This window comes from Kitasatospora sp. NPDC059462 (genome assembly GCF_042749955.1).
Taxonomy (GTDB): domain Bacteria; phylum Actinomycetota; class Actinomycetes; order Streptomycetales; family Streptomycetaceae; genus Kitasatospora.
Genome location: NZ_JBHYUU010000057.1, coordinates 15,339 through 40,264 on the forward strand (window position 1 = coordinate 15,339; position 24,926 = coordinate 40,264).

Annotated in this window: 23 protein-coding genes; 10 read left to right on the forward strand and 13 right to left on the reverse strand. The window is 74.3% G+C overall.

All coding sequences use genetic code 11. The features are described from left to right. The first annotated feature begins 9 nt into the window (after window positions 1-9). Both ACFXAM_RS17020 and ACFXAM_RS17025 read left to right on the forward strand, forming a co-directional pair. Window positions 10-1,626, forward strand: a complete 1,617-nt coding sequence (locus ACFXAM_RS17020; RefSeq protein ID WP_380291909.1) for an ABC transporter ATP-binding protein — start codon at window positions 10-12, stop codon at window positions 1,624-1,626. After that, complete coding sequence (locus ACFXAM_RS17025) at window positions 1,623-2,477, forward strand: ECF transporter S component (RefSeq protein ID WP_380291911.1); 855 nt, start codon at window positions 1,623-1,625, stop codon at window positions 2,475-2,477. Before ACFXAM_RS17020 ends, ACFXAM_RS17025 begins: the two co-directional genes overlap by 4 nt. Before the next feature lie 80 nt (window positions 2,478-2,557). Here ACFXAM_RS17025 and ACFXAM_RS17030 read toward each other — a convergent pair whose 3' ends face one another. Continuing rightward, window positions 2,558-2,884 (reverse strand): antibiotic biosynthesis monooxygenase family protein, encoded by a 327-nt coding sequence (locus ACFXAM_RS17030; protein WP_380291912.1) that lies wholly within the window; start codon window positions 2,882-2,884, stop codon window positions 2,558-2,560. Window positions 2,885-2,995: 111 nt separating this feature from the next. Then, entirely contained in the window at window positions 2,996-5,068 is a 2,073-nt protein-coding gene (locus ACFXAM_RS17035; protein ID WP_380291914.1) for an MFS transporter, read from the reverse strand. A gap of 316 nt (window positions 5,069-5,384) precedes the next feature. On the opposite strand from ACFXAM_RS17035, the gene ACFXAM_RS17040 reads away from it, so the two are divergent. Further along, complete coding sequence (locus ACFXAM_RS17040; protein ID WP_380291916.1) at window positions 5,385-6,632, forward strand: peptidoglycan-binding protein; 1,248 nt, start codon at window positions 5,385-5,387, stop codon at window positions 6,630-6,632. A gap of 29 nt (window positions 6,633-6,661) precedes the next feature. Here the strand turns inward: ACFXAM_RS17040 and ACFXAM_RS17045 are convergent, their stop codons facing one another. From ACFXAM_RS17045 to ACFXAM_RS17060, 4 genes are all read right to left on the reverse strand, one after another. Beyond that, a complete protein-coding gene (locus tag ACFXAM_RS17045) occupies window positions 6,662-7,249 on the reverse strand; it encodes a TMEM165/GDT1 family protein (protein ID WP_380291918.1) in 588 nt (195 codons plus the stop codon). A 242-nt stretch (window positions 7,250-7,491) separates the two neighbouring features. Continuing rightward, complete coding sequence (locus ACFXAM_RS17050) at window positions 7,492-8,277, reverse strand: ABC transporter permease (RefSeq protein ID WP_380291920.1); 786 nt, start codon at window positions 8,275-8,277, stop codon at window positions 7,492-7,494. A 3-nt stretch (window positions 8,278-8,280) separates the two neighbouring features. Next, the gene (locus ACFXAM_RS17055; RefSeq protein ID WP_380291922.1) at window positions 8,281-9,888 is read right to left on the reverse strand and encodes a dolichyl-phosphate-mannose--protein mannosyltransferase; all 1,608 of its coding nucleotides are present in this window, start codon (window positions 9,886-9,888) and stop codon (window positions 8,281-8,283) included. A 220-nt stretch (window positions 9,889-10,108) separates the two neighbouring features. Further along, the gene (locus tag ACFXAM_RS17060; protein ID WP_380291924.1) at window positions 10,109-11,449 is read right to left on the reverse strand and encodes an MFS transporter; all 1,341 of its coding nucleotides are present in this window, start codon (window positions 11,447-11,449) and stop codon (window positions 10,109-10,111) included. Between the two features lie 169 nt (window positions 11,450-11,618). On the opposite strand from ACFXAM_RS17060, the gene ACFXAM_RS17065 reads away from it, so the two are divergent. Further along, entirely contained in the window at window positions 11,619-12,179 is a 561-nt protein-coding gene (locus tag ACFXAM_RS17065; protein WP_380291926.1) for a MarR family winged helix-turn-helix transcriptional regulator, read from the forward strand. 112 nt (window positions 12,180-12,291) lie between these two features. Here ACFXAM_RS17065 and ACFXAM_RS17070 read toward each other — a convergent pair whose 3' ends face one another. The 3 genes from ACFXAM_RS17070 to ACFXAM_RS17080 all read right to left on the reverse strand — a co-directional run bounded on the left by ACFXAM_RS17070 (window position 12,292) and on the right by ACFXAM_RS17080 (window position 15,785). Further along, a complete protein-coding gene (locus tag ACFXAM_RS17070) occupies window positions 12,292-14,103 on the reverse strand; it encodes a glycosyl hydrolase family 18 protein (protein ID WP_380291928.1) in 1,812 nt (603 codons plus the stop codon). 339 nt (window positions 14,104-14,442) lie between these two features. Continuing rightward, window positions 14,443-15,072 carry an FxLYD domain-containing protein gene (locus ACFXAM_RS17075; RefSeq protein WP_380291930.1) on the reverse strand — a complete coding sequence of 210 codons (630 nt, stop codon included), beginning with the start codon at window positions 15,070-15,072 and terminating at the stop codon, window positions 14,443-14,445. Window positions 15,073-15,224: 152 nt separating this feature from the next. Then, window positions 15,225-15,785, reverse strand: coding sequence for a DoxX family protein (locus ACFXAM_RS17080; RefSeq protein WP_380291932.1), 561 nt, complete (start codon window positions 15,783-15,785; stop codon window positions 15,225-15,227). A gap of 181 nt (window positions 15,786-15,966) precedes the next feature. On the opposite strand from ACFXAM_RS17080, the gene ACFXAM_RS17085 reads away from it, so the two are divergent. Further along, window positions 15,967-16,602 carry a MarC family protein gene (locus ACFXAM_RS17085; RefSeq protein WP_380291934.1) on the forward strand — a complete coding sequence of 212 codons (636 nt, stop codon included), beginning with the start codon at window positions 15,967-15,969 and terminating at the stop codon, window positions 16,600-16,602. Between the two features lie 37 nt (window positions 16,603-16,639). Here the strand turns inward: ACFXAM_RS17085 and ACFXAM_RS17090 are convergent, their stop codons facing one another. After that, window positions 16,640-17,182 (reverse strand): NADPH-dependent FMN reductase, encoded by a 543-nt coding sequence (locus ACFXAM_RS17090; RefSeq protein ID WP_380291936.1) that lies wholly within the window; start codon window positions 17,180-17,182, stop codon window positions 16,640-16,642. A gap of 22 nt (window positions 17,183-17,204) precedes the next feature. After that, entirely contained in the window at window positions 17,205-17,639 is a 435-nt protein-coding gene (locus ACFXAM_RS17095) for an Lrp/AsnC family transcriptional regulator (RefSeq protein ID WP_380291938.1), read from the reverse strand. A gap of 236 nt (window positions 17,640-17,875) precedes the next feature. Here ACFXAM_RS17095 and ACFXAM_RS17100 point away from each other — a divergent pair, with 236 nt between their 5' ends. Beyond that, window positions 17,876-18,706, forward strand: coding sequence for a tryptophan 2,3-dioxygenase (locus ACFXAM_RS17100; RefSeq protein WP_380291940.1), 831 nt, complete (start codon window positions 17,876-17,878; stop codon window positions 18,704-18,706). A gap of 20 nt (window positions 18,707-18,726) precedes the next feature. Further along, on the forward strand, window positions 18,727-20,004 hold the full coding sequence (kynU, locus tag ACFXAM_RS17105) for a kynureninase (protein ID WP_380291942.1): 1,278 nt from the start codon (window positions 18,727-18,729) through the stop codon (window positions 20,002-20,004). A 159-nt stretch (window positions 20,005-20,163) separates the two neighbouring features. Here kynU and ACFXAM_RS17110 read toward each other — a convergent pair whose 3' ends face one another. Then, window positions 20,164-21,735 carry a choice-of-anchor A family protein gene (locus ACFXAM_RS17110; protein ID WP_380291944.1) on the reverse strand — a complete coding sequence of 524 codons (1,572 nt, stop codon included), beginning with the start codon at window positions 21,733-21,735 and terminating at the stop codon, window positions 20,164-20,166. Between the two features lie 310 nt (window positions 21,736-22,045). On the opposite strand from ACFXAM_RS17110, the gene ACFXAM_RS17115 reads away from it, so the two are divergent. From ACFXAM_RS17115 to ACFXAM_RS17125, 3 genes are all read left to right on the forward strand, one after another. Continuing rightward, window positions 22,046-22,732, forward strand: a complete 687-nt coding sequence (locus ACFXAM_RS17115) for a 4'-phosphopantetheinyl transferase family protein (protein ID WP_380291946.1) — start codon at window positions 22,046-22,048, stop codon at window positions 22,730-22,732. 134 nt (window positions 22,733-22,866) lie between these two features. Continuing rightward, on the forward strand, window positions 22,867-23,349 hold the full coding sequence (locus tag ACFXAM_RS17120; RefSeq protein WP_380291948.1) for a DUF2269 family protein: 483 nt from the start codon (window positions 22,867-22,869) through the stop codon (window positions 23,347-23,349). Window positions 23,350-23,382: 33 nt separating this feature from the next. Beyond that, window positions 23,383-24,222 carry a helix-turn-helix domain-containing protein gene (locus ACFXAM_RS17125; protein WP_380291950.1) on the forward strand — a complete coding sequence of 280 codons (840 nt, stop codon included), beginning with the start codon at window positions 23,383-23,385 and terminating at the stop codon, window positions 24,220-24,222. On the opposite strand, the gene ACFXAM_RS17130 is transcribed toward ACFXAM_RS17125, so the two are convergent. Further along, window positions 24,223-24,642 (reverse strand): hypothetical protein, encoded by a 420-nt coding sequence (locus ACFXAM_RS17130; protein ID WP_380291952.1) that lies wholly within the window; start codon window positions 24,640-24,642, stop codon window positions 24,223-24,225. It lies immediately after the preceding gene. Window positions 24,643-24,926: the final 284 nt, after the last annotated feature.

A 24,926-nucleotide genomic window follows, 5' to 3' on the forward strand; every position in this document is an offset into this window, starting at 1 on the left:
GAGGACCTCGTGATCACCTTCGAACAGGTCGGCGTCCAGTACGCCGACGCCGCGGCGCCCGCGCTCACCGGCGTCGACCTGACCGTCCCCGAGGGCGAGCTCTGCCTGCTCGTCGGCCCGTCGGGCTCCGGGAAGTCCACCCTGCTGGGCACGGTGAGCGGCCTCGTCCCGCACTTCACCGGCGGCGTGCTGCACGGCCGGGTCACCGTCGGCGGGCGCGACACCCGGGAACACCGGCCGCGCGACCTCGCCGACCTGGTCGGCACCGTGGGACAGGACCCGCGCGCGCACTTCGTCACCGACACCGTCGAGGACGAACTCGCCTACGGCATGGAGTCCCTGGGCCTGCCGCCGGACGTGATGCGGCGCCGCGTCGAGGAGACCCTCGACCTGCTGGGCCTGGCCGACCTGCGCCGGCGCGCACTCGCCTCGCTCTCCGGCGGCCAGCAGCAGCGGGTCGCGATCGGCTCGGTGCTCACCGTCCACCCGCGGGTGCTGGTGCTGGACGAGCCGACCTCCGCCCTGGACCCGGGCGCCGCCGAGGAGGTGCTCGCGGTGCTCCAGCGGCTGGTCCACGACCTCGGCACCACCGTGCTGATGGCGGAACACCGGCTGGAGCGGGTGGTCCAGTACGCCGACCAGGTGCTGCTGCTGACCCCCGGCGCACCGCCCGTGCTCGGCGAGCCGGCCGAGGTGATGGCGCACTCGCCGGTCCACCCGCCGGTGGTCGGGCTCGGCCGGCTGGCCGGCTGGCGCCCGCTGCCGCTCACCGTCCGCGACGCCCGCCGCCGGGCCGCCGGGCTGCGCACCCGGCTGGACGGCCGGCGCCCGCCCGCCCCGGCCGCCGCCGCGCACCGCGGCACGCCGCTCGCCACCGTCTCCCGGCTGGTCGTCCGCCGCGGCCCGGTGCCCGCCCTGCGCGGGGTCGACCTCACCCTCCGCCCGGGCGGGATCACCGCCCTGATGGGCCGCAACGGCGCCGGGAAGTCCACCCTGCTCGGCGCCCTGGTCGGCCTGCACCCGCCGGCCGCCGGCTCGGTCGCCGTCGGCGGGTGCACCCCGCACCGCACCCGGCCCGCCGAGCTGATCCGCCACGTCGGCCTCGTCCCGCAGGACCCGCGCGACCTGCTGTACGGCGAGAGCGTCGGCGCCGAGTGCGCGGCCGCCGACCGCGACGCCGCCGCCGCACCGGGCACCTGCCGCGCCCTGGTCGAAGGGCTGCTGCCCGGCCTCGACGACACCGCCCACCCGCGCGACCTCTCCGAGGGCCAGCGCCTCACCCTCGCCCTGGCCGTGGTGCTCACCGCCCGGCCGCCGCTGATCCTGCTCGACGAGCCGACCCGGGGCCTCGACTACGCGGCGAAGGCCCGGCTGGTGGAGATCCTGCGCGGCCTCGCCGCCGACGGCCACGCCGTGCTGCTCGCCACCCACGACGTCGAGCTGGCGGCCGAGCTCTCCCACCGCACGGCCGTGCTGGCCGACGGCGAGATCGTCGCGGACGGACCGACGCCCGAGGTGGTGCTCGGCTCGCCCGCGTTCGCCCCGCAGGTCGCCAAGATCCTGGCGCCGGGTCCGTGGCTCACCGTCCACCAGGTCGCCGACGCCCTCGCGGAGGCCTCCGCGTGACCGGCCCGCTCGCCCGCCCGGTCCCGCTCGGCCGCCGCTCGGTCACCGCCCTGGCCCTGACCTCCCTGGTCGGCGTGGCCGGCTTCGGCTGGCCGCTGCTCGCCGCGACGGACTCCGCCCTGGTCGGCCACTCCGCCGACGCCCCCTGGCTGTTCGCCCTGCTGCTCCCGCTGCTGCTCGCCGTCGTCGTCGCCCAGATCTCCGAGGGCCGCACGGCGGGCGGCGGCGCGCCCGGCCTGGACGCCAAGTCGGTGGCCCTGCTCGGCGTGCTGGCCGCCACCGGGGCCGCCCTGCGCCCGCTCGGCGCGGGCACCGCCGGGCTGGAGCCGATGTTCTTCCTGATGGTGCTGTCCGGCCGGGTGCTCGGGCCGGGCTTCGGCTTCGTGCTCGGCGCGCTGTCGATGTTCGCCTCCGCCCTGCTGACCGGCGGGGTGGGGCCCTGGCTGCCGTTCCAGATGCTCGCCATGGGCTGGGTGTGCCTCGGCGCCGGCCTGCTCCCCGGCCCGGCCCGGCTGCGCGGGCGCCGCGAGCTCGCCCTCCTCGCCGGGTACGGAGCGACGGCCTCCCTCCTCTACGGCGTGATCATGAACCTCCAGGGCTGGCCCTACATCGCGGGCCTGGCGAGCTCGATCTCCTTCGTCCCCGGCGACCCGCTCCCCGACAACCTGGTCCGCTTCGCCGCCTACTGCCTCACCACCTCCCTCGGCTGGGACCTCCCCCGCGCCGCCCTCACGGTCACCCTCTGCCTCACCCTCGGCACCCCCGTCCTGCGCGCCCTGCGCCGCGCCACCCGCCGCGCCGCCTTCGCCGCCCCGGCCGCCTTCCGCCCGCCCGCCGACCCCGGCCCCTGACACCTGACCCCTGACCCCTGACCGGACGGCACCGCGCCCCGGACCGTTTCGGTCCGGGGCGCGGTGTCTCCCGGCGTGGCTCAGGCCTTCGGGCCGGTGGCCTGGACGACGTCGAAGGACCAGAGCGTGGAGCCGGTGGCGGCGGGGCGCTGCGGGGCCCCGCCCTCCGGGGAGGCCGGACGGTGGGCGGCCTGCATCGGGCCCGACAGCCAGGCCTGGAAGGACTCCTCGTCGCGCCAGCGGGTGTAGACGAGGTACTGGTCGGTGCCCTCGACCGGGCGCAGCAGCTCGAAGTACTCGAAGCCGTCGGAACCCTCCACCGCGCCGGCCCGGGCGGCGAAGCGCTTCTCCAGTTCCTCCCGCTGCTCAGCGGGGACGGTCAGGACATTGATCTTGACGACGGACACGCCGTACCTCCTCAGGGTTGTCTGCGAAGGCAGTCTGCTACACCTCACACGGCCCACGGCGGGGAACCCGTTCCAGCCGGACACCTCCGGTGGCCCGGGAGCGCGCGGCCGTCAGAAGGAGCGGCCCTCGCCGCGGTACGGGGGCTCGTGGCCGACGGGGTCCGGCCGGTCCCGGGGGTCGGCGCAGAGCGAGGACGCCAGCCGGGTGAGCAGTGCGGCGAGGTCGTCGAACTGCTTCTCGTCCCAGTCGCCGAGGAGTTCGGCCAACTGCTCGCGCCGGGCGGCGACCAGTTGCAGCGCGGCCGCCTCACCCGGCTCGGTGAGCCGCAGCGGCAGCCCGGCGCTGCGCGCGGCCAGGCCCCGGCCCTCGACCTCGCGCGCCGCCTCCTCCACCACCGCGAAGGGGACGACCCGGCGCTCCGCCAGTTCGCCGGGATCCACCGAGCCGTGATGGTGCATCTGGAGCAGCAGCCAGCTGGAGGCGGGCTTGAGGTCGAGCCCGGCGGTGGCGGTGATCCGCTTGAACAGGTCGCGCCGGGCCTCCCGGGTGTTCAGCACCGACAGGGCCCGGCCGATCTCGTCCAGCGAGGAGCGCTCCACCGGGTTGACGCCGATCGACTCGCCGAGGTCGGGGGCGGTCACGGTGCTGCGCAGCTTCTGCTCCCGCAGGAACAGCGACAGGACGAAGGCGACGGCGGCCACCGGCACCGCGTACAGGAAGACCCGGGTGATCGACTCGGCGTAGGCGTGGTGGATCCCGTCCTGGACGGCGGCGGGCAGCGCCTCGATGACGCGCGGGTCGGAGGTGATCGCCCCGGGGTCGAAGCCGGGCGGCAGCGGGACGCCGGCCAGGGCGTCCCGCAGCCGGCTGTTGAGACCGGAGGCGAAGACCGTGCCGAAGACCGAGACGCCGACCGAGGCGCCGATGGAACGGAAGAAGGTGGCACCGGCGGTGGCGACGCCGAGGTCCTGGTAGCCGACCGAGTTCTGCACGATCAGCACCAGCACCTGCATGACCAGGCCCAGGCCCAGGCCGAAGACCAGGAAGTAGCAGCTCATCACGAAGGTGCTGGTGTGCTCGTCGAGCATCGAGAGCAGCAGCAGGCCGACGACCGTGATGGCCGAGCCGGCGATCGGGAAGGTCCGGTAGTGGCCGGTGCGGGACACGATCTGACCGGAGCCGATCGACGTGATCAGCATGCCGATCACCATCGGCAGCATGTGGACGCCGGACACCGTCGGCGAGACGCCCATGACGACCTGGAGGAAGGTCGGCAGATAGGTGAGCGCGCCGAACATCGCGAAGCCGACCACGAAGGAGATGACGGCCACCAGGCTGAACGTCCGGGAACGGAACAGCCGCAGCGGCAGGACGGGTTCGGCGGCGGTCCGCTCCACCAGCACGAAGGCCAGCAGCAGGACCAGCCCGAGCACACCCAGGCCGATGATCTGCCAGGAGCCCCACGCCCAGGTCGTGCCGCCGAGCGAGGTCACCAGCACCACGCAGGTGGCGACGGCGGCGATCAGCGTGGTGCCGAGGTAGTCGATCCGGTGCCGGCGGCGGGTCTGCGCCCCGGGCAGCACGGCCGCGACCACGGCGAGGGCGACCACGCCGATCGGCAGGTTGATGTAGAACACCCAGCGCCAGCTCAGGTTGTCGACGAACAGCCCGCCGAGCAGCGGTCCGAGCACGCTGGTGACGCCGAAGACGGCGCCGAAGACGCCCTGGTACCTGCCGCGGTCCCGGGGCGGCACGAGGTCGCCGACGATGGCCTGGGACAGCACCATCAGGCCGCCGCCGCCCAGGCCCTGGAGGGCGCGGAAGGCGATCAGCTCGCCCATGTTCTGGGCGATGCCGCACAGCACCGAGCCCAGCAGGAAGATCACGATGGACGCCTGGAAGAAGACCTTCCGGCCGTACATGTCGCCGAGCTTGCCCCAGAGCGGGGTGGCCGCGGTGGAGGCGAGCAGATAGGCCGTGACCACCCAGGAGAGGTGCTCCAGCCCGCCGAGGTCGCTGACGATGGTGGGCAGCGCGGTGGAGACGATGGTCTGGTCGAGCGCCGCGAGCAGCATCGCCAGCAACAGGGCGCCGATCGGCACCCACAGACTGCTCCCGGTGGCCCGGGGCGGGCCCGGTTCGTCCGCCGGGACCCGGTCGGACGCGGCGATCGGATCCGTCATGGCGTCTCCGTATCCGTAGCGGCTCGGCGGCGATCACTCCCGGCTCACCATGGTGTCAGAAATGCTCCGTTTTGCGCGTTTTCAGTTGAGCCGAACGTAAGGGCGTCCGCTATCAGGACGTTCGCATCGCCACATCGGCCGTTCAGCGATCCCCAACCCCCACCAACCGGCACAAGGCCCCCACGACGGGCCGGACCGCCCTGTCCCCTCCCAGGGACGTCCTGCATAATCAGGCCCGTCCACCGCCTGGACCCCAGGACGAACGCAGCCCGAGTCCGAGACCGCCACCGACCGCGACACCGAGGAGGGCCGGCCGATGCCGGACCAGCACTGCCCGACGTGCGGCACCGCACGCTCCGCAGGGTGCGGCTGCCTCGTCCCGGACGGCAGCCTCGACGAGACCGCCGTCCTGCCGCACCTGGAGGGCCCGCCGCTGGTCCGCCCGTACGTGCCGCAGGCCGTCGGCCAGGTCGTGGACGGCCCGCCGCCCGGGGCGGGGGCCGAACCGCCTGCCGGACCTTCCGCCGGGCCTTCCGCCGGTCCGGCAGCAGCGCCCGTGCCGGCGCCACCGGCCACCGACCCGTTCGGCACGACCGTGCTGCCGCCGCCCGCGGCCCCGCTGGGCCCGGACGCCGACGCCTACGCGACCACCGTGCTGCCGCCCGTCGCCTCCGCCCCGCAGTTCCCGCCGGAGCCGCCGCAGCAGCCGGTGTCGCGGCCCCCGGCGCCGCCCGCGCCCGCCGGCGAGCCCGCCGCCGAGGACGCGGACGAGCTCGGCGTCTTCCCGTTCGCCCACGCCGCCCCTGCGGCCACGGCCACCGCCGCCGGTGGCGGCCGCGCCGCCCGGCGCGCGGCGGCGCAGGAGGACGGCCGGGGCCCGCTCGCCCGCCGCAAGGGCCTGCTGATCGCGGCCGGCGCCGGTCTGCTGGCGGTGACCGTGGGCCTCGCCTACGCGCTCACCCCGTCCGCCGGGCCGGACGACCGGGCCGCCCCCGCGCCGACCGCCACGCTCGGCCTCGCCCCGGTGGAGCCGACCGTCCCGGCCCAGCCGAGCCCGAGCGCGCCGCCGCCCACCGAGGACAGCCCCAGCGCGACGCCGACGCCGACCCGGACCAGCGCCAGGCCCTCCCCGGCCCGGACCACCGCCACCACCCCGCCGCCGGCCGCGCCCGCCACCACGGCGGCCGCCGCTCCCCCGGCCCCCGTGCCGGTCCCGGTGCCCGACCCGGTGACCACGCCCCCGGCCCCGGTGCCCGTCACGCCGGCGCCCACGACCGCGGCGCCCGTCCCGACCGCCACCACCCCGCCCGCCACCCCGACGCCGGCCCCCACCCCGACGGTCCGCACCCTGGAGCGCGGCATGGAGGGGCCCGACGTCCTGGCGCTCCAGCGGAAACTCGGCGTCGTGATCTGCTGGCAGAAGCTGCCCCCGACCGGCAAGTACGACGACCGCACCGAACTCATGGTCATGTACTTCCAGGACATCAACGGCATCCGGGGCGACACCCGCGGCGTCTACGGTCCCAACACCCGCGCCGCCCTGGACAACCGCAACAGCTGCTGACCGGGCGGCGGGGTGCGGGGCCCGCCGCGTCAGCCCTTGATCGCCTGGAAGATGCTGAACCCGGCCATCAGCACCATCACGCTCGCCGCGACCCGGATGATCATCTTCATCGGCACGTGCTTCAGCAGCTTCTGCCCGCCCAGGATCGCGATCCCGGCCACCGCGCACAGCGCCAGCCAGGCGCCCAGGCCCACGGCCAGCGGGTCGGCGTACTTGGCGGCCAGGTTGGCGGTCATGATCTGGGTCAGGTCACCGAACTCGGCGATCGCCACGACCACGAAGCTGGCCCCGGCGACCTTCCAGAAGCTGTTGGCGGACGGCTCCTTGGCGGCGTGCCCGTCCTCCTCGTCGCCCCCGCCGTGGAACAGCAGCATCGCCGCGCCGGCCAGGAACAGGACGCCGGTGACGCCCTCCACCCAGCGGTGCGGCAGCAGCGAGAGCAGCTTCCCGGCGACCAGGGCGATGCCCACCTGGAGGGCGAAGGCGGCGGCGATCCCGGCGAAGACGTAGCTCGCCCGGTACTTGGCGCCGAGCATCAGGCTGGCCAGGGCGGTCTTGTCGGGCAGTTCGGACAGGAAAATGATGCCGAACGTGATCGCGGCGACGGTCAGACTCATCGGGGGTGGTGTCCCTCGGGTTCGGGCCGCCGGACCGCAGCAGCTCCGTCAGGGGGTCGCTCCGGCCCGACAGCACTGGTTGGCAATCCACGGGTCGCGCACGACGCGCGCCCGTACACACAGCACTGCGGCCGAAGGTCTCGCCGGCACCGGTCGTGGAACCGCGGTGCCCCGGGCGCCGGGCCCGAGGGCCAGTATGTCGACGGTCCGGTGGAGGGCTACTCCCCTTCAACGCGCCCAGCCTACCCGATCCCCCCTCCCGGCCGCCCGGCCCGCACCAGCCCCCGGCCGACCAGCTCCAGCACCACCACGACCGCCACCGCCTCCACCGCCAGCAGCGCGACCAGCACGAACAGCTGCACCGCGCCCGCCTGGACCGGCGAGGCCCCGCCGAGCAGCATGCCGACGAACGCGCCCGGAAGGGTGACCAGGCCCACCGTCCGGGTCTGGTCGAGCGCCGGGACCAGCGAGGTCGCGGCGGCGGTGCGGCAGATCTCCATCCGGGCGTCGCGCTCCTCGAAGCCGAGCGCCAGCGCCGCCTCGACCTCCCCGTGCCGCTGGCGCAGCTCGTCCAGGGCGCGCCGCCCGGACAGCGAGGTGGCGGTGAGCGCGCCGCCGATCAGGATGCCGGCGACCGGGATCACCGACAGGCCCTTCGGCGGCAGCAGTCCGCTGCCGAGCAGCAGCACCAGCACCGGCAGCACCCCGGCCCCGACCGGCGCGGCCGCCCACAGCCAGCCCCGCCCGGGGGCCGGCACCATCCGCCGCCCGGCGGTGCGCACCGCGACCGCGAACATCAGCAGCACGAACAGCGCCGACCACCAGCGCGAGCCGACCACCCAGGTGATCACCAGCGCGACGGCGGCGAGCTGCACCACCGCGCGCAGTCCGGCCCGCAGCACGGCGCGCCCCTGGCCGAGCCGCCCCCACCCGGCAACCGCGACGGCGGCCAGCAGCAGGACGGCGGTGACCGCGCCCAGCCCCGGGGTGACCGGCAGCAGCTGCCCCCCGGCAGCGAGCCGGAGCACCGGTCAGATCCAGCTGGTGAACCACATCCGGTCCTGCCAGGACGTCATCGGGATCACCTCCGCGGTGTACAGCGGGTAGAAGAAGGCGAAGCAGGCCATGATCGCCAGCACGATCAGCCCGGCGCCGACCGCACCGATCCGGCGCCGTTCGGGCGAGCACCCCTGCGGCCCCAGCATCGCGCCCAGCATCTGCGCCACGGCCAGGCAGAGGAAGGGGACGAGCACCACCATGTAGAAGGAGAAGACCGTCCGCTCCTGGTACTGGAACCACGGCAGGTAGACGCCGGCCACGCCGCACAGCACCGCGCCGGAGCGCCAGTCGCGGCGGAAGAACCAGCGCCAGAGCAGGTAGACCAGCGCGAAGCAGGCCGTCCACCAGAGCAGCGGGGTGCCGAGGCCGAGGATCTGCGCCGCGCAGCCGCCGGACGCGGTGCAGCCGCGCTGGCCGGCCGGCACCTGCTCCCAGAACATCGAGACCGGCCGGCCCTGGACCAGCCAGCTGAACGGGTTGGACTGGTAGGTGTGCGGGCTGCTCAGGCCGGTATTGAAGTCGTACATCTGGGCGTGGTAGTGCCACAGGCTGCGCAGCGGGGCGGGCACCCAGCTCATCGACACCTGCGGCAGCCCGACGCCGAGGACGCTGTCCGGGGAGAGCCCGGCCCGGTCGTCGGCCCAGTGCCGGTCGAAGCCGCCGCCGGTGAACAGCCAGCCGGCCCAGCCGCCGAGGTAGACCACGAACGCGGAGCCGACCATGGCGAGGAAGGCGGGCAGCGCGTCGAGGCGCAGCATCGAGCGCCAGGGGCGGCGGGCGCCGGCCCAGCGGCGGCCGGACTGGTCCCACAGCACGGTGAGCAGACCGAAGGCGGCGAGCACCATGGCGCCGTTCCACTTGACCCCGGCGGCGGCGCCCAGGCAGAGCCCGGCGGTGATCCGCCAGGGGCGCGGGCCGAGGCGGACGGTGTCGCCGCCGTGGTCGGGCAGCACGGCGGCGAGCCGGGCCCGGGTGCGGTCGCGGTCGATCAGCAGGGCGCCGAAGGCGGCCAGGACGAAGAACATCTGGACGCCGTCGAGCAGGCCGATGCGGCTCATCACCAGCTGGAGGCCGTCGACGGCCATCAGCAGGGCGGCGGTGCAGCCGATCAGGGTGGAGCCGAAGAGCCGGCGGCCGATCCGGGCGAGCATCAGCACGGTGACGGTGCCGAGCAGCGCGGTCATGAACCGCCAGCCGAAGGGGTGCAGGCCGAAGGCCCACTCGCCGAGCGAGATCACCCATTTGCCGAGCGGGGGGTGGGCGATGAACTCGGGTGCGGAGGTGAGCGGGATCTGCTGCGGGACGGCGAGGACCTGCTCGTTCGCGTGCTCCGGCCAGGTGCCCTCGTAGCCCTGGCGCAGCAGCGACCAGGCGTCCTTGGGGTAGTAGGTCTCGTCGAAGACGAAGGCGTCGGGGTGGCCGAGGTTCCAGAACCGCAGCAGTCCGGCGAAGAGCGCCACGGCGATCGGTCCGAGCCAGTCGGAGCGGTCCGCCGCCCGGCGCAGCAGCCCCCGCCGTCGCGGTGCCGGGCCGGCCCGGTCCGCTGCCGCCGGGGGGTGGGTGAGCGCCGCTTGCGTCATGGTGTCGGTTGCCTCGCCGGTTCGCCTGTCTCGCCTGTGCCGGCCGCCGGCGCTGTGCCCCGGTGGCCGCGGTCGGCCCGCGCCGGCCGGGGCGGCCCGCACCGGCCCGTCCGACCTCGGCCGGACGGCCGACAGCCACCGACACTATGTGCCGGTGGGCGCGAAACCAAGCGCGACGGGCGCCGGACAGGTGACCTGTCCGACGCCCGTCAGGGCCGTGTCACGCGGCGGTCTGCAGTTCGCGGACCGGCCGGGCCGGGGCGCGGACCGGGGCCGAGGGGGCCTGCTCGTCCCCGGCGGAGCCGTCGGCCGCGTTGTCCTGGGCCGCGGTGAGGTGGGGCCGCAGGCGCAGCGCCAGGACGACGATCAGCACGGTGCAGCCGGTCATCGCCGCCAGGTAGAGCGGCCAGGTGCCGGAGCCGACCAGCAGGACGCCCACGGCCGGGCCGACGGCGATCGCGATCTGCTTCACCAGGGCGTACCCGGAGTTGTAGGTGCCGAGCAGCCGCGCCGGGGCGAGGTCCGCGACCATCGGGCCCATGGTGGGGGCGAGCAGCGACTCGCCGACGCCGAACAGGGCGTAGATCGCGACGATCGCGACGGTGGCGGCCATCGCCTCGGTCCGGATCAGGCCGGCCACCAGGGCCATCGCCCAGGCGCCGAGCCAGACCACGCCGGCGGCGGCCATCGCGGTGGTGCGCCGGCGGCGGGCGGTGATCCGCACCATGAACATCTGCAGCACCACGATGGTCAGCGCGTTGGCGCCGATGGCGATGCCGAGGGTGGACGGGGCGGTGCCGACGGTGTCGGTCGCGAAGGCGGCGACGCCGGACTCGAACTGGCCGTAGCAGGTGAAGAAGATCAGTCCGGCGAGCGCGCTGAGCCGGAGCATGGCCTTGTCGGCGAGCAGGGCGCGCAGGCCCTGCGGCCCGTCGGTCCGCTCGTGGACGAGCAGCGGCGCGGCCTTCGGGATCCGGGCGGTGCCGGTCACCAGGGCCAGGCCCAGGAAGGTCAGGGCCTCGATGGTGAACAGCCGGGTCAGGCTGGCCGGGTCGGCGACGTCGACGATCTGCCCGCCGACCAGCGCGCCGACGCCCATGCCCAGGTTGATCAGGGTGAACTGCAGCGCGAAGGCGTGCGAGCGGGTCGCCGCGGTGGAGCAGCGGACGATCATCGTGGCCAGCGCCGGCTGGCAGGTGGTGACACCCGCGCCGAACAGGAAGGAGGAGACCAGCAGGGCCGGGGTGCCGGTGGCGTGCCCGAAGGCGAACGCGCCGGTGGCGGCCAGCGCGGCGCCGGCGAGCAGCACCGGGCGCGGCCCGTACCGGTCGATGCCGCGGCCGGTGAACGGCAGGACGGCGAGCGCGGCCAGCGCGAAGACGGTGAACACCATCCCGGCCGCGAGCGAGCCCAGCCCGCGCACCTGGTCCACGTACACGAACATGTACGGCATCGTGAATCCGCTGCCGAACGCGCTGAGCGCGTTTCCGATCTGGACGCGGCGCAGCGGGCCGCCCGCCCCGCGTCGCTGCTGCCTCTGCTGCTTCACCGTGCCGGTCACCGTGCACACCCCTTCGTTGCGGACGGAGGCGTCAGGGCTCCGTCAGTTTCGCTGCGTACTCTTAAGGGAAGAAGACTTAAGAGCTAAAGTTTGACTCTAAAGTCTTAGCACCAGAAGAGTGCTGAGTCAAAGGCTTAAGGAGTGCACTTCACATGGGAGACTGGTCCGCATGACTGCAGAGAAGCCCGCGCCGGCCACTCCCCGCGAGCTGGGCATCAGCGAGCAGGTGGCCCTCTACCAGCGGGAATTCCCCACCGTCGACCCGCAGGTGGAGACCATCGTGCAGACCCTCTCCCGGGTCGCCCGGCGGATGACCGTCGCCTACGACCGTCAGCTGACTGTGCTCGGAATCACCTCGGCCGAGTGGGAGGTGCTCAAGGCCCTGGTGGTCTCCGGCAGCCCCTACCGGCTCGGGCCCGGCGAGCTGGCCAAGCGGCTCGGCCTCACCCCGGCCGCGATGACCCACCGGATCGACCGGATGGTCACCGAGGGGCTGGTCACCCGGGAGCGGGACGAGGCCAACCGGGTCCGGGTGATCATCGAGCTGACCGAGCTCGGCCGGGACAAGTGGCTGGAGTCGATGCGGATGGCCGCCGTCTTCGAGGAGGAACTGCTCCAGGACCTCGTCGGCGAGGACCGCACCGTGCTCTCCGGGATGCTGGCCCGGATGCTGCGCCGGATCGAGGAGAGCCAGCCGGACGCCCTGGGGCGCACCGCCGACCTGGGCTGATCCGGCCCGTGACGACGACAAGTCCGGCCCGCCGGGGGACTCCCCCGGCGGGCCGGACTCTTCGTGCGGTGGGTGCGAGGGTCCGTCAGGCCCTCATCCGGTCAGTGGTGGGTCAGCAGGGGCCGTTGTCGGTCCAGACGCCCCACTGGCCGCTGGCGCTCGGGTCGTCGCCCTTGGTCCACCACTTGTTGGTGTAGTAGTGACCCTTCCAGGAGACCTTGGTCGGGGTCGCGTAGGTGGCGGCCGAGTCCCAGCTCGGGGCGCCCGCGCAGCCGGCCGGGGTGGTCGGCGGCGTGGTCGGCGGCGTGGTCGGCGGGGTGGTCGGCGGAGTCGTGGGCGGGGTGGTCGGCGGCGTCGTCGGCGGGGTGGTCGGCGGCGTGGTCACCGGCGGGGCCGGGCAGGCCGCGGCGGAACCGTTGGTGGCCTCGACCATCTTGTCGAACAGCGCGGTCTTGGTGCCCAGGTCGTACAGCGAGAAGGCGAAGGAGCCGCCGAGGCCGTTGCAGTGGGCGTAGTCCAGCTTGGCCTGGATCGAGCGGGCGTCCTCACCGGACCAGAAGACGTTGCCGTCGTAGAAGTAGGTCGCCTTGGCCGCGTCGTCCCAGTAGGTCTTCGACGGGTTGTCGACGAAGCCGGCCAGCTCCTTGTACATCTGGATGCCGGGGACGTTGCCCGACAGGGCCGCGCCCGGGGCCGGGGCGGTGGCGGGCTGGAACAGACCGTTCTTGCCGTTGTTCTGGACGCCGGTCCAGCCGCGGTAGTAGAACGGCACGCCGACGTTGATCTTCTTGGCCGGGAAGCCGCCCGCGATGCCGTACTGCGGGTCGCCCACGGTGTACGCCTTGATGGCGTCGTCGATCGAGTACTTGCCGTTGCCGCCGGGGACCGGGGTCATCGGGTCGTTCGGACCGGAGTAGATCGGGGCCTGGTGGTTGGTCGGGCCCTTGGACTCCCAGCCGCCGTGCATGTCGTACGTCATGACGTCGAGGAAGCTCAGGTACTGACCGATCTTGTCGGTCTCGACGTTCTTGATCTTGTCCTGACCGGCACCCACCGCGGCCGCGGTGTAGTACTGCTTGCTGTCGGTCTTGCCCTGCGCGTCGAGCTGCTCGCGCAGCTCCTTCAGCAGCAGGGTGAAGTTCTGCTTGTCGTTCGGGCTCGCCTGGTTGCCGAGGTGGCCGCCGCCGCCCGGGTACTCCCAGTCGATGTCGATGCCGTCGAAGATGCCGGCCGCCGAGCCCGGGCCGCCGTAGCCGGCGTCGACCGGCAGGTTGCCCTTGATGAACATGTCGATGCAGGACGAGACCAGCTTCTTGCGCGAGGCGTCCGTGGCGGCCGCCGACGAGAAGTACTTGGAGTACGTCCAACCGCCCAGCGAGATCAGGATCTTGAGGTTCGGGTTCTTCGCCTTCAGCTTCTTCAGCTGGTTGAAGTTGCCCGCGATCGGCTGACCCCAGACGTCGCCGACGCCGTCGACCGAGATGTCCGGGCCGAAGCTCTTCTGGTAGTCGGCGAACGCGTCCGCCGCACCGTCACCCGCGTTGGGGTTGTTCTCGTCCTGGCTCGCGGCCTTGGTGGCCTGGAAACAGGTCCCGTTGGTGGGGTGGATGTTGGCGAACGAGTAGATCATGTAATCCAGCTTCCCGGCGACGCCGGTGTCCTGGATCGTCTTCGCGTAGTACGCGTTCGAGTAGATCGACCACTGGTCGAAGTAGGCGACCTTGATGCCACCGCTGGTGGCGGGCGCGCCGGTGCTGTTGCCGACGGCGGCGTTGGCCGCGGTGCCGCCGCTGAGCGCGAGGCCCGCGCCGAGCAGCAGGGAGGCCGTGGTGCCGGCGGCGATCGCGGTCAGGCTCTTGGACCGCTTGCGACGGCCGCCCTCCTGAACCGGGGCCCCGGCCCTTTCGATGCGTGAACGGAGCATGGGTGCGTGACTCCTGGTGTGGGGGATTCCGACGTGTCCCGGGACGCAGGTACGGGGTGGGGCCGTACGACCGGGGCATGACAGAACGGGATGGGGGAATCGAGCGGATACATGCCTTGACGGACGCCGGGATATGCCGAACCGGCGCCTGCGGCGGACCGCTGACGCCGGTTCAGGGGCTCCCTGCACCTGGGGACTAAAATGGACTAGACCAACTACCCCGTCAAGAGGTGACGTTGCGGCTTGAGCCGCCCTTAAGGTTCGCCGGGACCCGAACCACCCCCGCTGACCTGCGGATCAGCGGGGGTGACGCGGAGCGGCCGGACGGTCCGGCCGCGCTCAGTAGCGCACCGCGTTGGCCGCCACGGCCTTCACCGAGCCCGAGAGGTCCCGGTTGCTGCGCGCCTTCACCTCGGTGCTCTGACCCGCCGCCAGGTCCGGGACCGTCACGGCCGTCACGTCCAGCACGTTACCGCTGTCGTCGGTGAAGTTGACCTGGATCACGTACCGGCCGGTGTCCTGGCCGTGGTTGGTGACGGTCAGCGCCGCCTCGGCCTTGCCGTCCACGAAGGCCACCGTGCCGACCGCGACGTCGCCCTTCGCGTCGAGTCCGCCCTTGATGCCGGCGATCGCGGAGGACGCCTTCGCCTGCGCCGAGGCGACCGCGGAGGCCGCCGCCGAGGGCAGCCCGCCGGCCGCGCCGGCCAGCACCGACTCCGCCGCCGAGGCCGCGGCGGAGGCGGCGCCGGCGATCGCCGAGCCCGCCTGCGCGGCGGCCGAGGAGGCCGCGGCGCCCGTCTTGCCCCCGTCGCCGTCGGACGAGCAGCCCGCCAGCGCGGCCCCGCCGAGCAGCGCCGCCACCACCCCCGCGGCCAGGGCGCGGTACGGGCGGCGGACGGCGGGGGCGTGCGGGTCCGCGGCGGTCGGCCGGGGCGGGGACGCGGGGCGGCGGGTCGGTTGGCGGTCCATCGGGGTCCTCGATTCTGGCCGTCGGGGTTCCGGCCGTCGGGTCCGGCCGCGCCGGGCTGCCCGGCGGGCCTCCCCGCCCACGTTCCGTGGACCGGGAGGCGTTCGCCACCAGGGCCGGGGCGTTCGGGTGAGCCCGCCCCGGCCGGGGCGGGTCAGGAGAGCCCCGAGCCCTCCTGGGTCTCCGCCTCCACCGCCGCGCGCTCCTCCGCCAGCCGCACGGCGTGCCGGCGGCGGGCCACCACCGCGCCGGCCCCGGCCGCGCTCGCCGCGAAGGCCAGCACCCCGACCCACGGCCGGTTGAACGCGTGCCCGCTCAGGTGGTCCAGCGAGTACCGGCCCGGCCCGGCCAGACCCACCGCCAGACCGGCCGCGCCGAGGAACGCCGGGTACTCGTAGCCGCCGGACATCGCGAAGAACCCCGACGGGGCGTGCACCGCGACCGCGCCCGCCATCGTCCCGGCCACCACCGCGCCGGCCGCCGGCGTGGCCAGCCCGGCGACCAGCAGCGCGCCGCCGCCCGCCTCGCCGAGGCCCGCGGCCAGGGCGCTCTGCCGCGGCGGGTGGAATCCCATCGCCTCCATCGCCTGGGCGGTGCCCTCCAGGCCGCCACCGCCGAACCAGCCGAACAGCTTCTGGGTGCCGTGGGCGATCAGCACCCCGCCCAGGGCGCCGCGCAGGGCCAGCAGACCAAGGTCGCTACGGTTCAGAGCCATGTCCAAGTCCCCTTCGGGAGCCCTCCGCCGCGCGGAGGGAGGTCCGGCTTCCATGGCAGCGGAAACCACCGGCCGGCTCGACCCGGGGCAGCCGTTCGGGCGAATCTCGGTGTGAACGGGAATAACCCGGGCCCAGGCGTGGCAGCCGGGCGGCGATGATCGCCGCGGCCATGCTTGGCACATGTTCGTCTTCGACCTGAGCAGCGCCTTCATCGCCTTCTTCGCCGTGGTCGGCCCGCCGAAGGTCCTGCTGTCCTTCGCCCGGCTGGCCTCCACCCGGACCTCCGGGGAGCTGCGGCGCCTGGCGGCCTGGAGCACGCTGATCTCGGCGCTGATCGGCGTGGCCCTCGCCTTCAGCGCCGACTTCGTGACCTCGCTGTTCCACATCAGCGACCAGTCGCTGCAGCTCGCCGGCGGCCTGATCTTCTTCGTCTACGCGGTCGCGCTGGTCTTCGGCGTCCACCTGGGCGCCGGCGCCGAGGAAACGGACGAACACCTGGCGAATCCGCTGGTGGAGGGCATCCGCGAGCTGCTGCTGCCCTACCTGGCCAGCCCGCTCGCGGTCACCGCCGTCCTGGTCGGCTCGCTCGCCAAGGACGACTGGGGCTGGCACGCCACCGTGGCCGGCGCGTACGTCGCCGTGGTGGCGATCAACTACGTCTGCGTCGCCGTGCTCGCCCCGCTGATGCTGCGCACCCACCGGACCTCGCTGGAGGTGGTGGCCCGGCTGCTCGGCCTGCTGCTCGCGGCGGTCGGCGCCGAGCTGTTCCTGGAAGGACTCGCCGGGCTCGGCGTGCACCTGCCCGAGGAGCACTGAGCCGCGGGCGCGGCACAGCGGCGCGGGCGACGGCGGCTCAGGCGGACGCGGCCAGCCGGAGCAGGGCCTCGCCGATCCGGTCGCGCACCAGCGGGTCGGCGACCAGCCCGTCCGCGCCGACGTCCCCGCGCGCCAGCGGCACTCGGACGCAGGCCGCCTCGACCACGGACGCCCCCGTGTGGCGCAGCACCGTGCGCAGCGCCTCCTCGGCGCCCAGGCCCCGCCCGGTCCCGGCGGCGTTGATCCAGGCGGCCGGTTTGTCCGCGATCTCGATGCCGCCGACCGTCCAGTCGAGCAGGTTCTTGAAGGCGCCGGGCAGGGTCCCGGCGTACTCGGGCGTACAGATCAGCAGGGCGTCGGCGGCCTCGACCGCCGCCCGCAGCGCGGTGACCGGCTCCGGCAGCGGGTCGGTGTCGAGGTCCGGGTTGAAGTGCGGAAGACCCGCCAGCCCGGTGTAGTAGGTGGTCGCGACGCCCTCGGTAACCAGCGCCACGGCGGCGGCGGTGCGCAGCACGGTCTCGTTGACGGACCCGGCGCGCAGGCTGCCCGGGAGCAGCAGGATGTGACGGTCGATCGGCATGGGCAGGAACCTATCGGCCGGTTCAGGGCACGACCACCGGCCGCCAGGGAACCGGGCTGGAGAGGATCATCGAACTGGCCGGCTGCCCGTAGCCGCCGAGCCGGTCGATGAGGGCCTCGAAATCGGCCATCGCCGGAACCGCGACCAGCAGCACGCAGCAGGCACCGCCGGTGACCCGGTGCAACTGCAGCACCTCCGGCCAGCCGGCCACCTCGGGGTCGCGCAGCACGCAGCGCGGGCCGTAGCACTGCAGCTGCACCAGCGCGGTGATCGGCAGGCCGGAGCGGGTGAGGTCGACGTGGGCGTGGTACCCGGTGATCACCCCGTCGGCCTCCAGGCGGCGGACCCGTTCGGCCACGGCGGGTGCGGACAGGCTCACCCGGCGGGAGAGTTCGTTGTAGGAGAGCCGCGCGTCGGCCTGCAGCTCGGCCAGCAGGCGGCGGTCGACGGCGTCCACGGCGACTCCTGAGGGTGTGGTCCGGTTGGCTGGATCCCGCTGCTTTGCGATCGTGAAGAGGATCGGGAAAACACCTCTCGTACGACAGGCCCGGCCGCGGTTGCCGTGCCCGTCGCCCATTCAAATGCGCGACGGGCCGCCGCACAATGGGGCCCCGGCGAGGACCGGGGCCACCGGTGCGGATCCCGGACCCGTCCGGCGGTCCGGCTCGCCGGCGACTTCAGGAGGGATCGGACATGGGGCACGACACGGTGGAGAAGCCCAGTCTGTCGTTCGACCGGGCCGGGGAGCCTGAGCGGGGCACCCCGTACGCGCGCTACGTCCGGCTGGACGAACTGCACAGCCTGCAGCACCCGCTCAGCGACACGCCCGCCGAGCTGTCGTTCATCGTCACCACCCAGGTGATGGAGCTGCTGTTCGGCCTGCTGCGGCACGAGTGGACGCTCGCCCAGCGCGCCCTGCGCGAGGACGACCTGCCGGGCGCGCTGTCCGCGCTGCGCCGGGGCACCCACGTCCAGGACGTCCTGGTGGAGTCCTGGGACCTGCTGGCCACCCTCACCCCGGCGGAGTTCAACTCCTTCCGCCCGCTGTTCGGCGAGGCCTCGGGCTTCCAGTCCTCGGCCTTCCTGCACCTGGAGTTCCTGCTCGGCAACAAGAACGCCGCGCTGCTGGCCATGTACCGCGACAGCCCGCGGACGCACGCCGAGCTGGCCGCCGCGCTGCGCTCCCCCGGCCTCTACGACGACGCGATCGCGCTGCTGGGCCGCCGCGGCCTGACCGTGCCGAGGACCGTCTCCGAGCAGCGCCACCAGCCGGACGAGGCCGTCGCGGCCGCCTGGCGACGGGTCTGCACCGAGCCCGGGTACGCCGCTCTGCAGCCGCTGGCCGAGGCGCTGCTGGACGTCGCCGAGCGGGTGACCCGGTGGCGCCAGCGCCACCTGGCGGCGGTCAAGCGGGCGATGGGCGGCAAGCCGGGCTCCGGCGGCTCCAGCGGTCTGACCTGGCTGCGCCGCTCCGCCGAGCAGGACGTCTTCCCCGAGCTGTGGGCGATCCGGGACGGAATGTGACGAACCCGAGCACGGCGGGCATGAACGAGCTGGTGGGCAGTGGGCACGAGGAAGCACGGGAGAGGCCGGACATGATCACGCGCGAGGAGTGCGCGGCGCTGGACGCCGCCGACCCGCTGGCGGCGTTCCGCGGGGAGTTCGCCCTGCCGCCGGGGGTGATCTACCTGGACGGCAACTCGCTCGGCGCGCTACCGGTCCGCACCCCGCAGCGGGTGCGCACGGTGGTCGAGCAGGAGTGGGGCCGGGAGCTGATCCGCAGCTGGAACGACGCGGGCTGGTTCGAGCAGCCGTACCGGCTGGGCCGGCGGATCGCCCCGCTGGTCGGGGCCGCCCCGCACGAGGTGGTGGTCTGCGACACCACCTCGGTGAACCTGTTCAAGGTGCTGGCGGCGGCGCTGCGGCTGCGTCCGGGCCGCTCCGCCGTGCTGGGCGACCGCGCGGCCTTCCCGACCGACCTCTACATCGCCGAGGGCGTGACCGGGCTGGTCCCCGGCGCCCGCAGCGTGCTGGTCGACCCGGCCGGGCTGGACGCGCACCTGGACGGGGACGTCGCCGCGGTCGTCCTCTCGCACGTCGACTACCGGACCGGCGAGCTGCTGGACATGCCCGGGATCACCGCCCGGGTGAAGGCCGCCGGAGCGCTGATGATCTGGGACGTCTGTCACTCGGTGGGCGCGCTGCCGGTCGGACTCTCCGCGAGCGGCGCCGACTTCGCGGTCGGCTGCAGCTACAAGTACCTCAACGGCGGCCCCGGCGCGCCGGCCTTCCTGTACGTCGCCGAACGGCACCTGGAGTCGGGCGCGCCGCAGCCGCTGAGCGGCTGGTTCGGGCACGCCCGGCCGTTCGCCTTCGAGCCCGGCTACGAGCCGAAGGAGGGCATCGGCCGCTTCCTCACCAGCTCCCCCTCGCTGCTCGGCCAGGCCGCGCTGGACGCCTCGCTGGACGTCTGGGAGCGGGCCGACCCGGCCGCCGTCCGGGCCAAGAGCCTGGCGCTGACCGATCTGTTCATCGCCCTGGTCGAGGACCTGGACGGCATCGAGGTGGTGACCCCGCGCGAGCACGCCCGGCGCGGCAGCCAGGTGGCGCTGCGGCACGCCGACGGCTACCCGGTGGTGCAGGCGCTGATCGCCCGTGGCGTGATCGGGGACTTCCGGGCGCCGGACCTGATGCGCTTCGGCTTCACCCCGCTCTACCTCTCGCACGCCGAGGTGTGGGACGCGGCCCGGCACCTGGCGCAGGTGCTGGAGAGCGGCGAGTGGAAGGACGAGCGCTTCTCCCGGCGCGGCGAGGTGACCTGACCGGCCGGCCACCGGCCGGGGCCTGCGGCCGTCGCCGAAGCGGGCCGGGGCGGTGGCACGGCGGGGGCGGGGCGGAACCGGCCGGGGAACGCGCGGGGCCGCCCGGTCGAAGGACGACCGGGCGGCCCGCGGCCGTGCGGCGGCTACCGCGGGCGGGCGCTAGCCGTGGCGGCCGCGGCGGCGGGTGGCCAGGAAGGCGAGGCCGCCGCCGAGGGCGAGCAGGACGCCTCCGGCCACGCCGAGGACGACCGGGGTGTTGCCGGCACCGGTGGAGGCCAGCTGGCCGCCGCCCCCGCCGGTGGTGGGCGCCGGGTGGCCGGCGGTCGAACCGCCGCCGCTCGGGCCGCCGGTGGCCGGGCCGCCGCTGGTCGGCGCCGCGCTGGACGAGCTCGCCGTGGCGCTCGGGCCGGTCGGGGCCGGGGAGGTGGCGGTCCCGGTCGGCGCCGGGGACGTCGGGGCCGGGGAGGTGGTGCTCTCCGTGGCGGTCGGCGCCGGCGACGTCGCGGTCGGGGACGTCGGGGCCGGGCTGGTCGGCGCCGGGGAGGTGCTGGTCTCCGTCGCGGTCGGGGTCGGGGAGGTCGGGGTCGGCGACGGCGCGGTGGGCGTCGGGCTCGGCACGACCTCGCAGTCCGGCAGGTCCCCGTCGAACGGGTAGCTGTGGATCTCGTAGCCGCCGTTGCCGGTCTGGATCAGATTGCCCGCCAGGTACACCCGGCCGTTCATGCCCGGCATGTTGATGGTCGTGGTGCCGGCCGGGTTGCCCGCCATCACCGAGCCCTGGAACTGCGCGCTGCCGTTGATCTGCGCCCCGGTGGACGTGGGGAAGTTCCACATCAGCTTGGAGCGCATGTCGGTGGTCGGGTCGCCGGGCAGCCCGGTGCCGGTGTAGGTGTTGATGACCGGGTCGGCCGCCAGCATGTTGACCACGACGGTGGCGCCGGCCGGGACGTTCGCGAACACCAGGCCGATCTGCCCGCCGGTCGGCGAGGCGAGGTTCCCGGTGACGTTGAAGACCTGCTTCATGCTGGTCCCGTCGCCGGTGAAGGTCGCCTCGCTGCCGGTGACCTCGACGGTGCCGGTGGCGGTGGCCCGCCCGACACAGGCCGAGACCTCCTCGATCCGGGTGAGCACCGACCGGTACGGCGCGGCGGCGTCGGCGTCCTGGATCGCCTCGCCGGTCGGGTCGATGGAGACCGTGCCGGTGACCGCGCCCGCGTGCCGCAGGTTGCCGAAGGCCTGGCCCTGGGAGTCGCTGCCGCCGATCAGCAGCGAGTTGCCGGGCAGGACGCCGACGTCGCCGCCGACGGTCAGGAAGTCGCTGCCGTTCGGCGGGACGACCCGCGAGCCGACGCCGACCACGCCCGCGTTGAAGGCGCCGCCACCCTGGCTCTTGTCGACGGTGAAGTCCCCGAGGGTGACGATCTTGCCCTCGGCCTCGGCCGCCCGGCCGGTGACCGTGTAGGAGCCGCCGGTGAAGACGTTGATGGTGGCGTCCCGGCCGGAGAAGTCGCCGTTGTTGACCGGCGGCCAGGTGGCGGGGCAGTCCGGACCGCTGCACGCCCCCAGCGGCGGGGCCAGCGGCGCGGCCGAACCGACCGTCAGCACCGCCGCGAGCGGCAGCACGGCGGCGGCGGTCGCCACCGCGATCCGGGCGTGGCGTCGTCCGCGGGAGGCGGGGACCCGCTCCGCGGTGGCTCTTCTGTGACCGGGCGTACCGGTTCGCTGACTCATCGGCACATTCCTCCGCGCGGCGAGAAGGCAGGCAGGAGAGGCACGCCTGCCACATTCCAGTTGATCCCGGATCATCCCGGTCACATCCCGGAGATTCCAGAGATTCGGTGTATCAGATACCAAATCGGACGAACCATACCCTACAGACCATCAGTGTGAATATGAAAATCTGATGAGTAGGCAGGCAATCCGTGTCCTCCCCGGGCCGCCCGCCACCGGCCCGCCACCCCCCCTTCGAGTCCTGTGGCCCCTTCCGGCCCGTCGACTCCTTCGGCCCCTGTGCCCCCGGCGGCCCCGCTAGGTTGGGGGCATGACTTCCGACGCGATCGCCACCGTCGCCACCAGCGCCGACGTGCTGCGCCACCCCGGGGCCGGCGAGCACCTGCTCACCGCCGTGGAGAAGGAGCGCGCCGCCCGGTTCCGGCACGAGTCCGGGCGGGTCGACTTCATCGCCGCGCACGCGCTGGTCCGGCTCTGCGCCGCCGGACTGCTCGGCGTCCCCGCCGACCGGCTGGCCCTCGCCCAGCACTGCCCCGACTGCGGCAAGGGCGACCACGGCAAGCCCTACCTGGCCGACCACCCCGGCATCGAGGTCAGCCTCTCCCACACCAAGGGCGTGGTCGCGGCGGCCGCCGCCCACCGGCCGGTCGGCGTCGACGTCGAACTGACCGACCGCGGCGGCACCCTGCTCGACGTCGCGCCCCGGGTGCTCACCGCGCAGGAGCTGCGGCAGGTGCGGGAGCACCCCGACCCGGCGCGGGCCTTCCTGCGGCTCTGGGTCCGCAAGGAGGCGCTGATCAAGATCGGCCGGACGACGCTGGACGGCCTCGCCGAGGTCGACCTCTCCGGGCTCCCGCTCGACCTGCCCGGCGGCCGGCCGCGGCTCAGCGCCTTCGAGGGCCTCCAGCTGCTCGACTGGGTGGACGAGGCGCACGGCGCGGCCGTCGCTGCGGTCAGCGAGGTGCCGCCGCGGGCGGTGGAGCTGGGCGCCCTCTGAGCCCGACCTGGGAGGGGCCGGTCGGATAAGCGGTGTTAGCGTCCTGGGCGGGGCGGGGAGAACCGGCCGCCCCGGCTGCCCGCGCCGCGACCGCCGACGGGGCCGCCCCCGATGAGTCCCAAGGGTGCCCCGCCATGGCCAAGTTCCTGCTGAGCCTGCACGTCCTCGCCTCGGTGCTGTTCATCGGCCCGGTGGCCGTGGCCGTCAGCATGTTCCCGCGCCGGGCGAAGGCCGCGCTGGCGGGCGGGCCCGAGCAGGCCGCCGACGCCGGCGTGCTGCGGCTGCTGCACCGGATCACCCAGGTCTACGCGCTGCTCGGGATCGCCGTGCCGGTCCTCGGCATCGGGGTCGCCCAGGTGATGGACGTGCTCGGCCAGTCCTGGCTGATCGCCTCCATGGTGCTGACCGCGGTCGCCGCCCTGGCGCTGCTGCTGTTCGTGCTGCCCGCGCAGCAGGCCGCGGTGGACGCGCTCGGCGCCCGGGCCGACTCGGAGGACCACGGCAGGGCCGTCAAGGGGCTCACGCTGCTGCCGATGACGGCGGGCGTCTTCAACCTGCTCTGGGCGGTCGTCGTGGTGCTGATGATCATCCGCCCGGGCTCGACCACCGGCGCCTGACGCCCCGGCGCGGGCGGTAGTACCCTCCCGGCCATGACGATCATGGTGGGGATGGGGCCGGAGGCCGCCGGGACGGGCGTGGGCGTGCTGCTGCGCGGCTGGCGGGAGCGGCGCCGCCTCAGCCAGCTGCAGCTGGCCCTGCTGGCCGACTCCTCGGCCCGGCACATCAGCTTCATCGAGAACGGCCGCGCCCGGCCCAGCCAGGAGATGGTGCTCAGGCTCGCCGAGCACCTCGACGTCCCGGTCCGCGAGCGCAACGCGCTGCTGCTGGCCGCCGGCTACGCGCCGCACTACCCGGAGAAGCGGCTGGACGACCCGGCGATGGCGGCCCTGCGCTCCGGGATGGAGCGGCTGCTCGCCTCGCACGACCCGTACCCGGCGCTGGTCGTCGACGGGACCTTCCAGGTCCTCGCGGCCAACCGGGCGCTCGGACTGCTGCTGTCCGGGGTCGCCCCGCACCTGCTGGAGCCGCCGCTCAACGCGATGCGGATCACCCTGCACCCGGAGGGCGTCGCGCCGCGGATCCTGAACCTGCGGCAGTGGCGGCGGCACCTGCTGGAGCGGATGGAGCAGCAGGTCGGGCTGGTCCGCTCGGAGCCGCTGCGGGCGCTGCTGGAGGAGGTCCGGGCCTACCCCGAGCCGCCCGGCGCGGCGGCCGGCGACGGGGGCGAGGAGGACGTCACCGAGCTGTTCCCGTTCGCGCTGCCGCTGCGGATCGCCCACGAGGGGCGGGTGCTGTCGTTCCTGTCGACGATCGCGACCTTCAACACGCCGATGGACGTGACCGTCTCCGAGCTGGCCATGGAGACCTTCCTGCCGGCCGACGAGGAGACGGTCGCGTTCCTCCAGCACGCCGTGGGCACGGCGCGGTAGTCACCCGGGCAGCCGGCGCAGGGCGGCGAACTGGAGACCGGCGAAGAGGGCCACGGTGGCGGCCTGGAGCGGGATCCAGACGTAGCCGGCGGTGGTCGGCCCGAACCACAGCTCCATCGCCACCACGCTGAGCACCGCCCAGGCCAGGTTGACGTCGATCACCGCCCGCACCGCGAGCCCCGGCGGCTGCGGGCGGGCCGCCAGCAGGCCGACCGCGAGGCCGAACACCGCCAGGACGGCGCCGAGTTCGAGCAGGGTCGAGCGGCCGACGCCGAGCAGTTCGCCGAGCGGGCCGGGGAAGGCCAGGTAGGCGAGGCCGTTGCCGCCGCTGACGACGGCGTCGAGGGCGAGGAGTCCGCGCAGCGCCCTGAACGGGGCGGGCGCGGTGCGGCGGGCGGTGGTCAGGGTGTGCGCGGACATGGCGGACCGGCCTTCCGGAGGTGGGGTGGGATCCCGGTCGGCGGTGCCGCCGCCGGGTGAGCACCACTGTGCCGGGGCCCGGAGCGGGCGTCGATTACCTCGGACGTCATGCCTCCCCGGACGTCACCCGCCCCCCCCGGACGTCACCCGTCCCCTGCGTCACCCGCCGTGCCCGTCACGCCCGGGCCGGGTGCGGCGGGCCCGCCGCACCCCGCCCGCGCAGCACCCCCCCCGCCCGGTGGTGCGCCCGCGCCCCGATCGGGGTCTCGGCCCGGGCGGCGCCG

What these genes read in the sequence shown, in the direction of transcription:
- kynU (WP_380291942.1), top strand. Translation starts at nt 18,727, where the DNA reads ATGAACGAGCTGGTGGGCAGTGGGCACGAGGAAGCACGGGAGAGGCCG.
- ACFXAM_RS17120 (WP_380291948.1), top strand. Translation starts at nt 22,867, where the DNA reads ATGGCCAAGTTCCTGCTGAGCCTGCACGTCCTCGCCTCGGTGCTGTTC.
- ACFXAM_RS17115 (WP_380291946.1), top strand. Translation starts at nt 22,046, where the DNA reads ATGACTTCCGACGCGATCGCCACCGTCGCCACCAGCGCCGACGTGCTG.
- ACFXAM_RS17080 (WP_380291932.1), bottom strand. Translation starts at nt 15,785, where the DNA reads ATGGCTCTGAACCGTAGCGACCTTGGTCTGCTGGCCCTGCGCGGCGCC.
- ACFXAM_RS17055 (WP_380291922.1), bottom strand. Translation starts at nt 9,888, where the DNA reads ATGACGCAAGCGGCGCTCACCCACCCCCCGGCGGCAGCGGACCGGGCC.
- ACFXAM_RS17065 (WP_380291926.1), top strand. Translation starts at nt 11,619, where the DNA reads ATGACTGCAGAGAAGCCCGCGCCGGCCACTCCCCGCGAGCTGGGCATC.
- ACFXAM_RS17085 (WP_380291934.1), top strand. Translation starts at nt 15,967, where the DNA reads ATGTTCGTCTTCGACCTGAGCAGCGCCTTCATCGCCTTCTTCGCCGTG.
- ACFXAM_RS17110 (WP_380291944.1), bottom strand. Translation starts at nt 21,735, where the DNA reads ATGAGTCAGCGAACCGGTACGCCCGGTCACAGAAGAGCCACCGCGGAG.
- ACFXAM_RS17125 (WP_380291950.1), top strand. Translation starts at nt 23,383, where the DNA reads ATGACGATCATGGTGGGGATGGGGCCGGAGGCCGCCGGGACGGGCGTG.
- ACFXAM_RS17100 (WP_380291940.1), top strand. Translation starts at nt 17,876, where the DNA reads ATGGGGCACGACACGGTGGAGAAGCCCAGTCTGTCGTTCGACCGGGCC.
- ACFXAM_RS17045 (WP_380291918.1), bottom strand. Translation starts at nt 7,249, where the DNA reads ATGAGTCTGACCGTCGCCGCGATCACGTTCGGCATCATTTTCCTGTCC.
- ACFXAM_RS17040 (WP_380291916.1), top strand. Translation starts at nt 5,385, where the DNA reads ATGCCGGACCAGCACTGCCCGACGTGCGGCACCGCACGCTCCGCAGGG.
- ACFXAM_RS17130 (WP_380291952.1), bottom strand. Translation starts at nt 24,642, where the DNA reads ATGTCCGCGCACACCCTGACCACCGCCCGCCGCACCGCGCCCGCCCCG.
- ACFXAM_RS17035 (WP_380291914.1), bottom strand. Translation starts at nt 5,068, where the DNA reads ATGACGGATCCGATCGCCGCGTCCGACCGGGTCCCGGCGGACGAACCG.
- ACFXAM_RS17090 (WP_380291936.1), bottom strand. Translation starts at nt 17,182, where the DNA reads ATGCCGATCGACCGTCACATCCTGCTGCTCCCGGGCAGCCTGCGCGCC.
- ACFXAM_RS17070 (WP_380291928.1), bottom strand. Translation starts at nt 14,103, where the DNA reads ATGCTCCGTTCACGCATCGAAAGGGCCGGGGCCCCGGTTCAGGAGGGC.
- ACFXAM_RS17075 (WP_380291930.1), bottom strand. Translation starts at nt 15,072, where the DNA reads ATGGACCGCCAACCGACCCGCCGCCCCGCGTCCCCGCCCCGGCCGACC.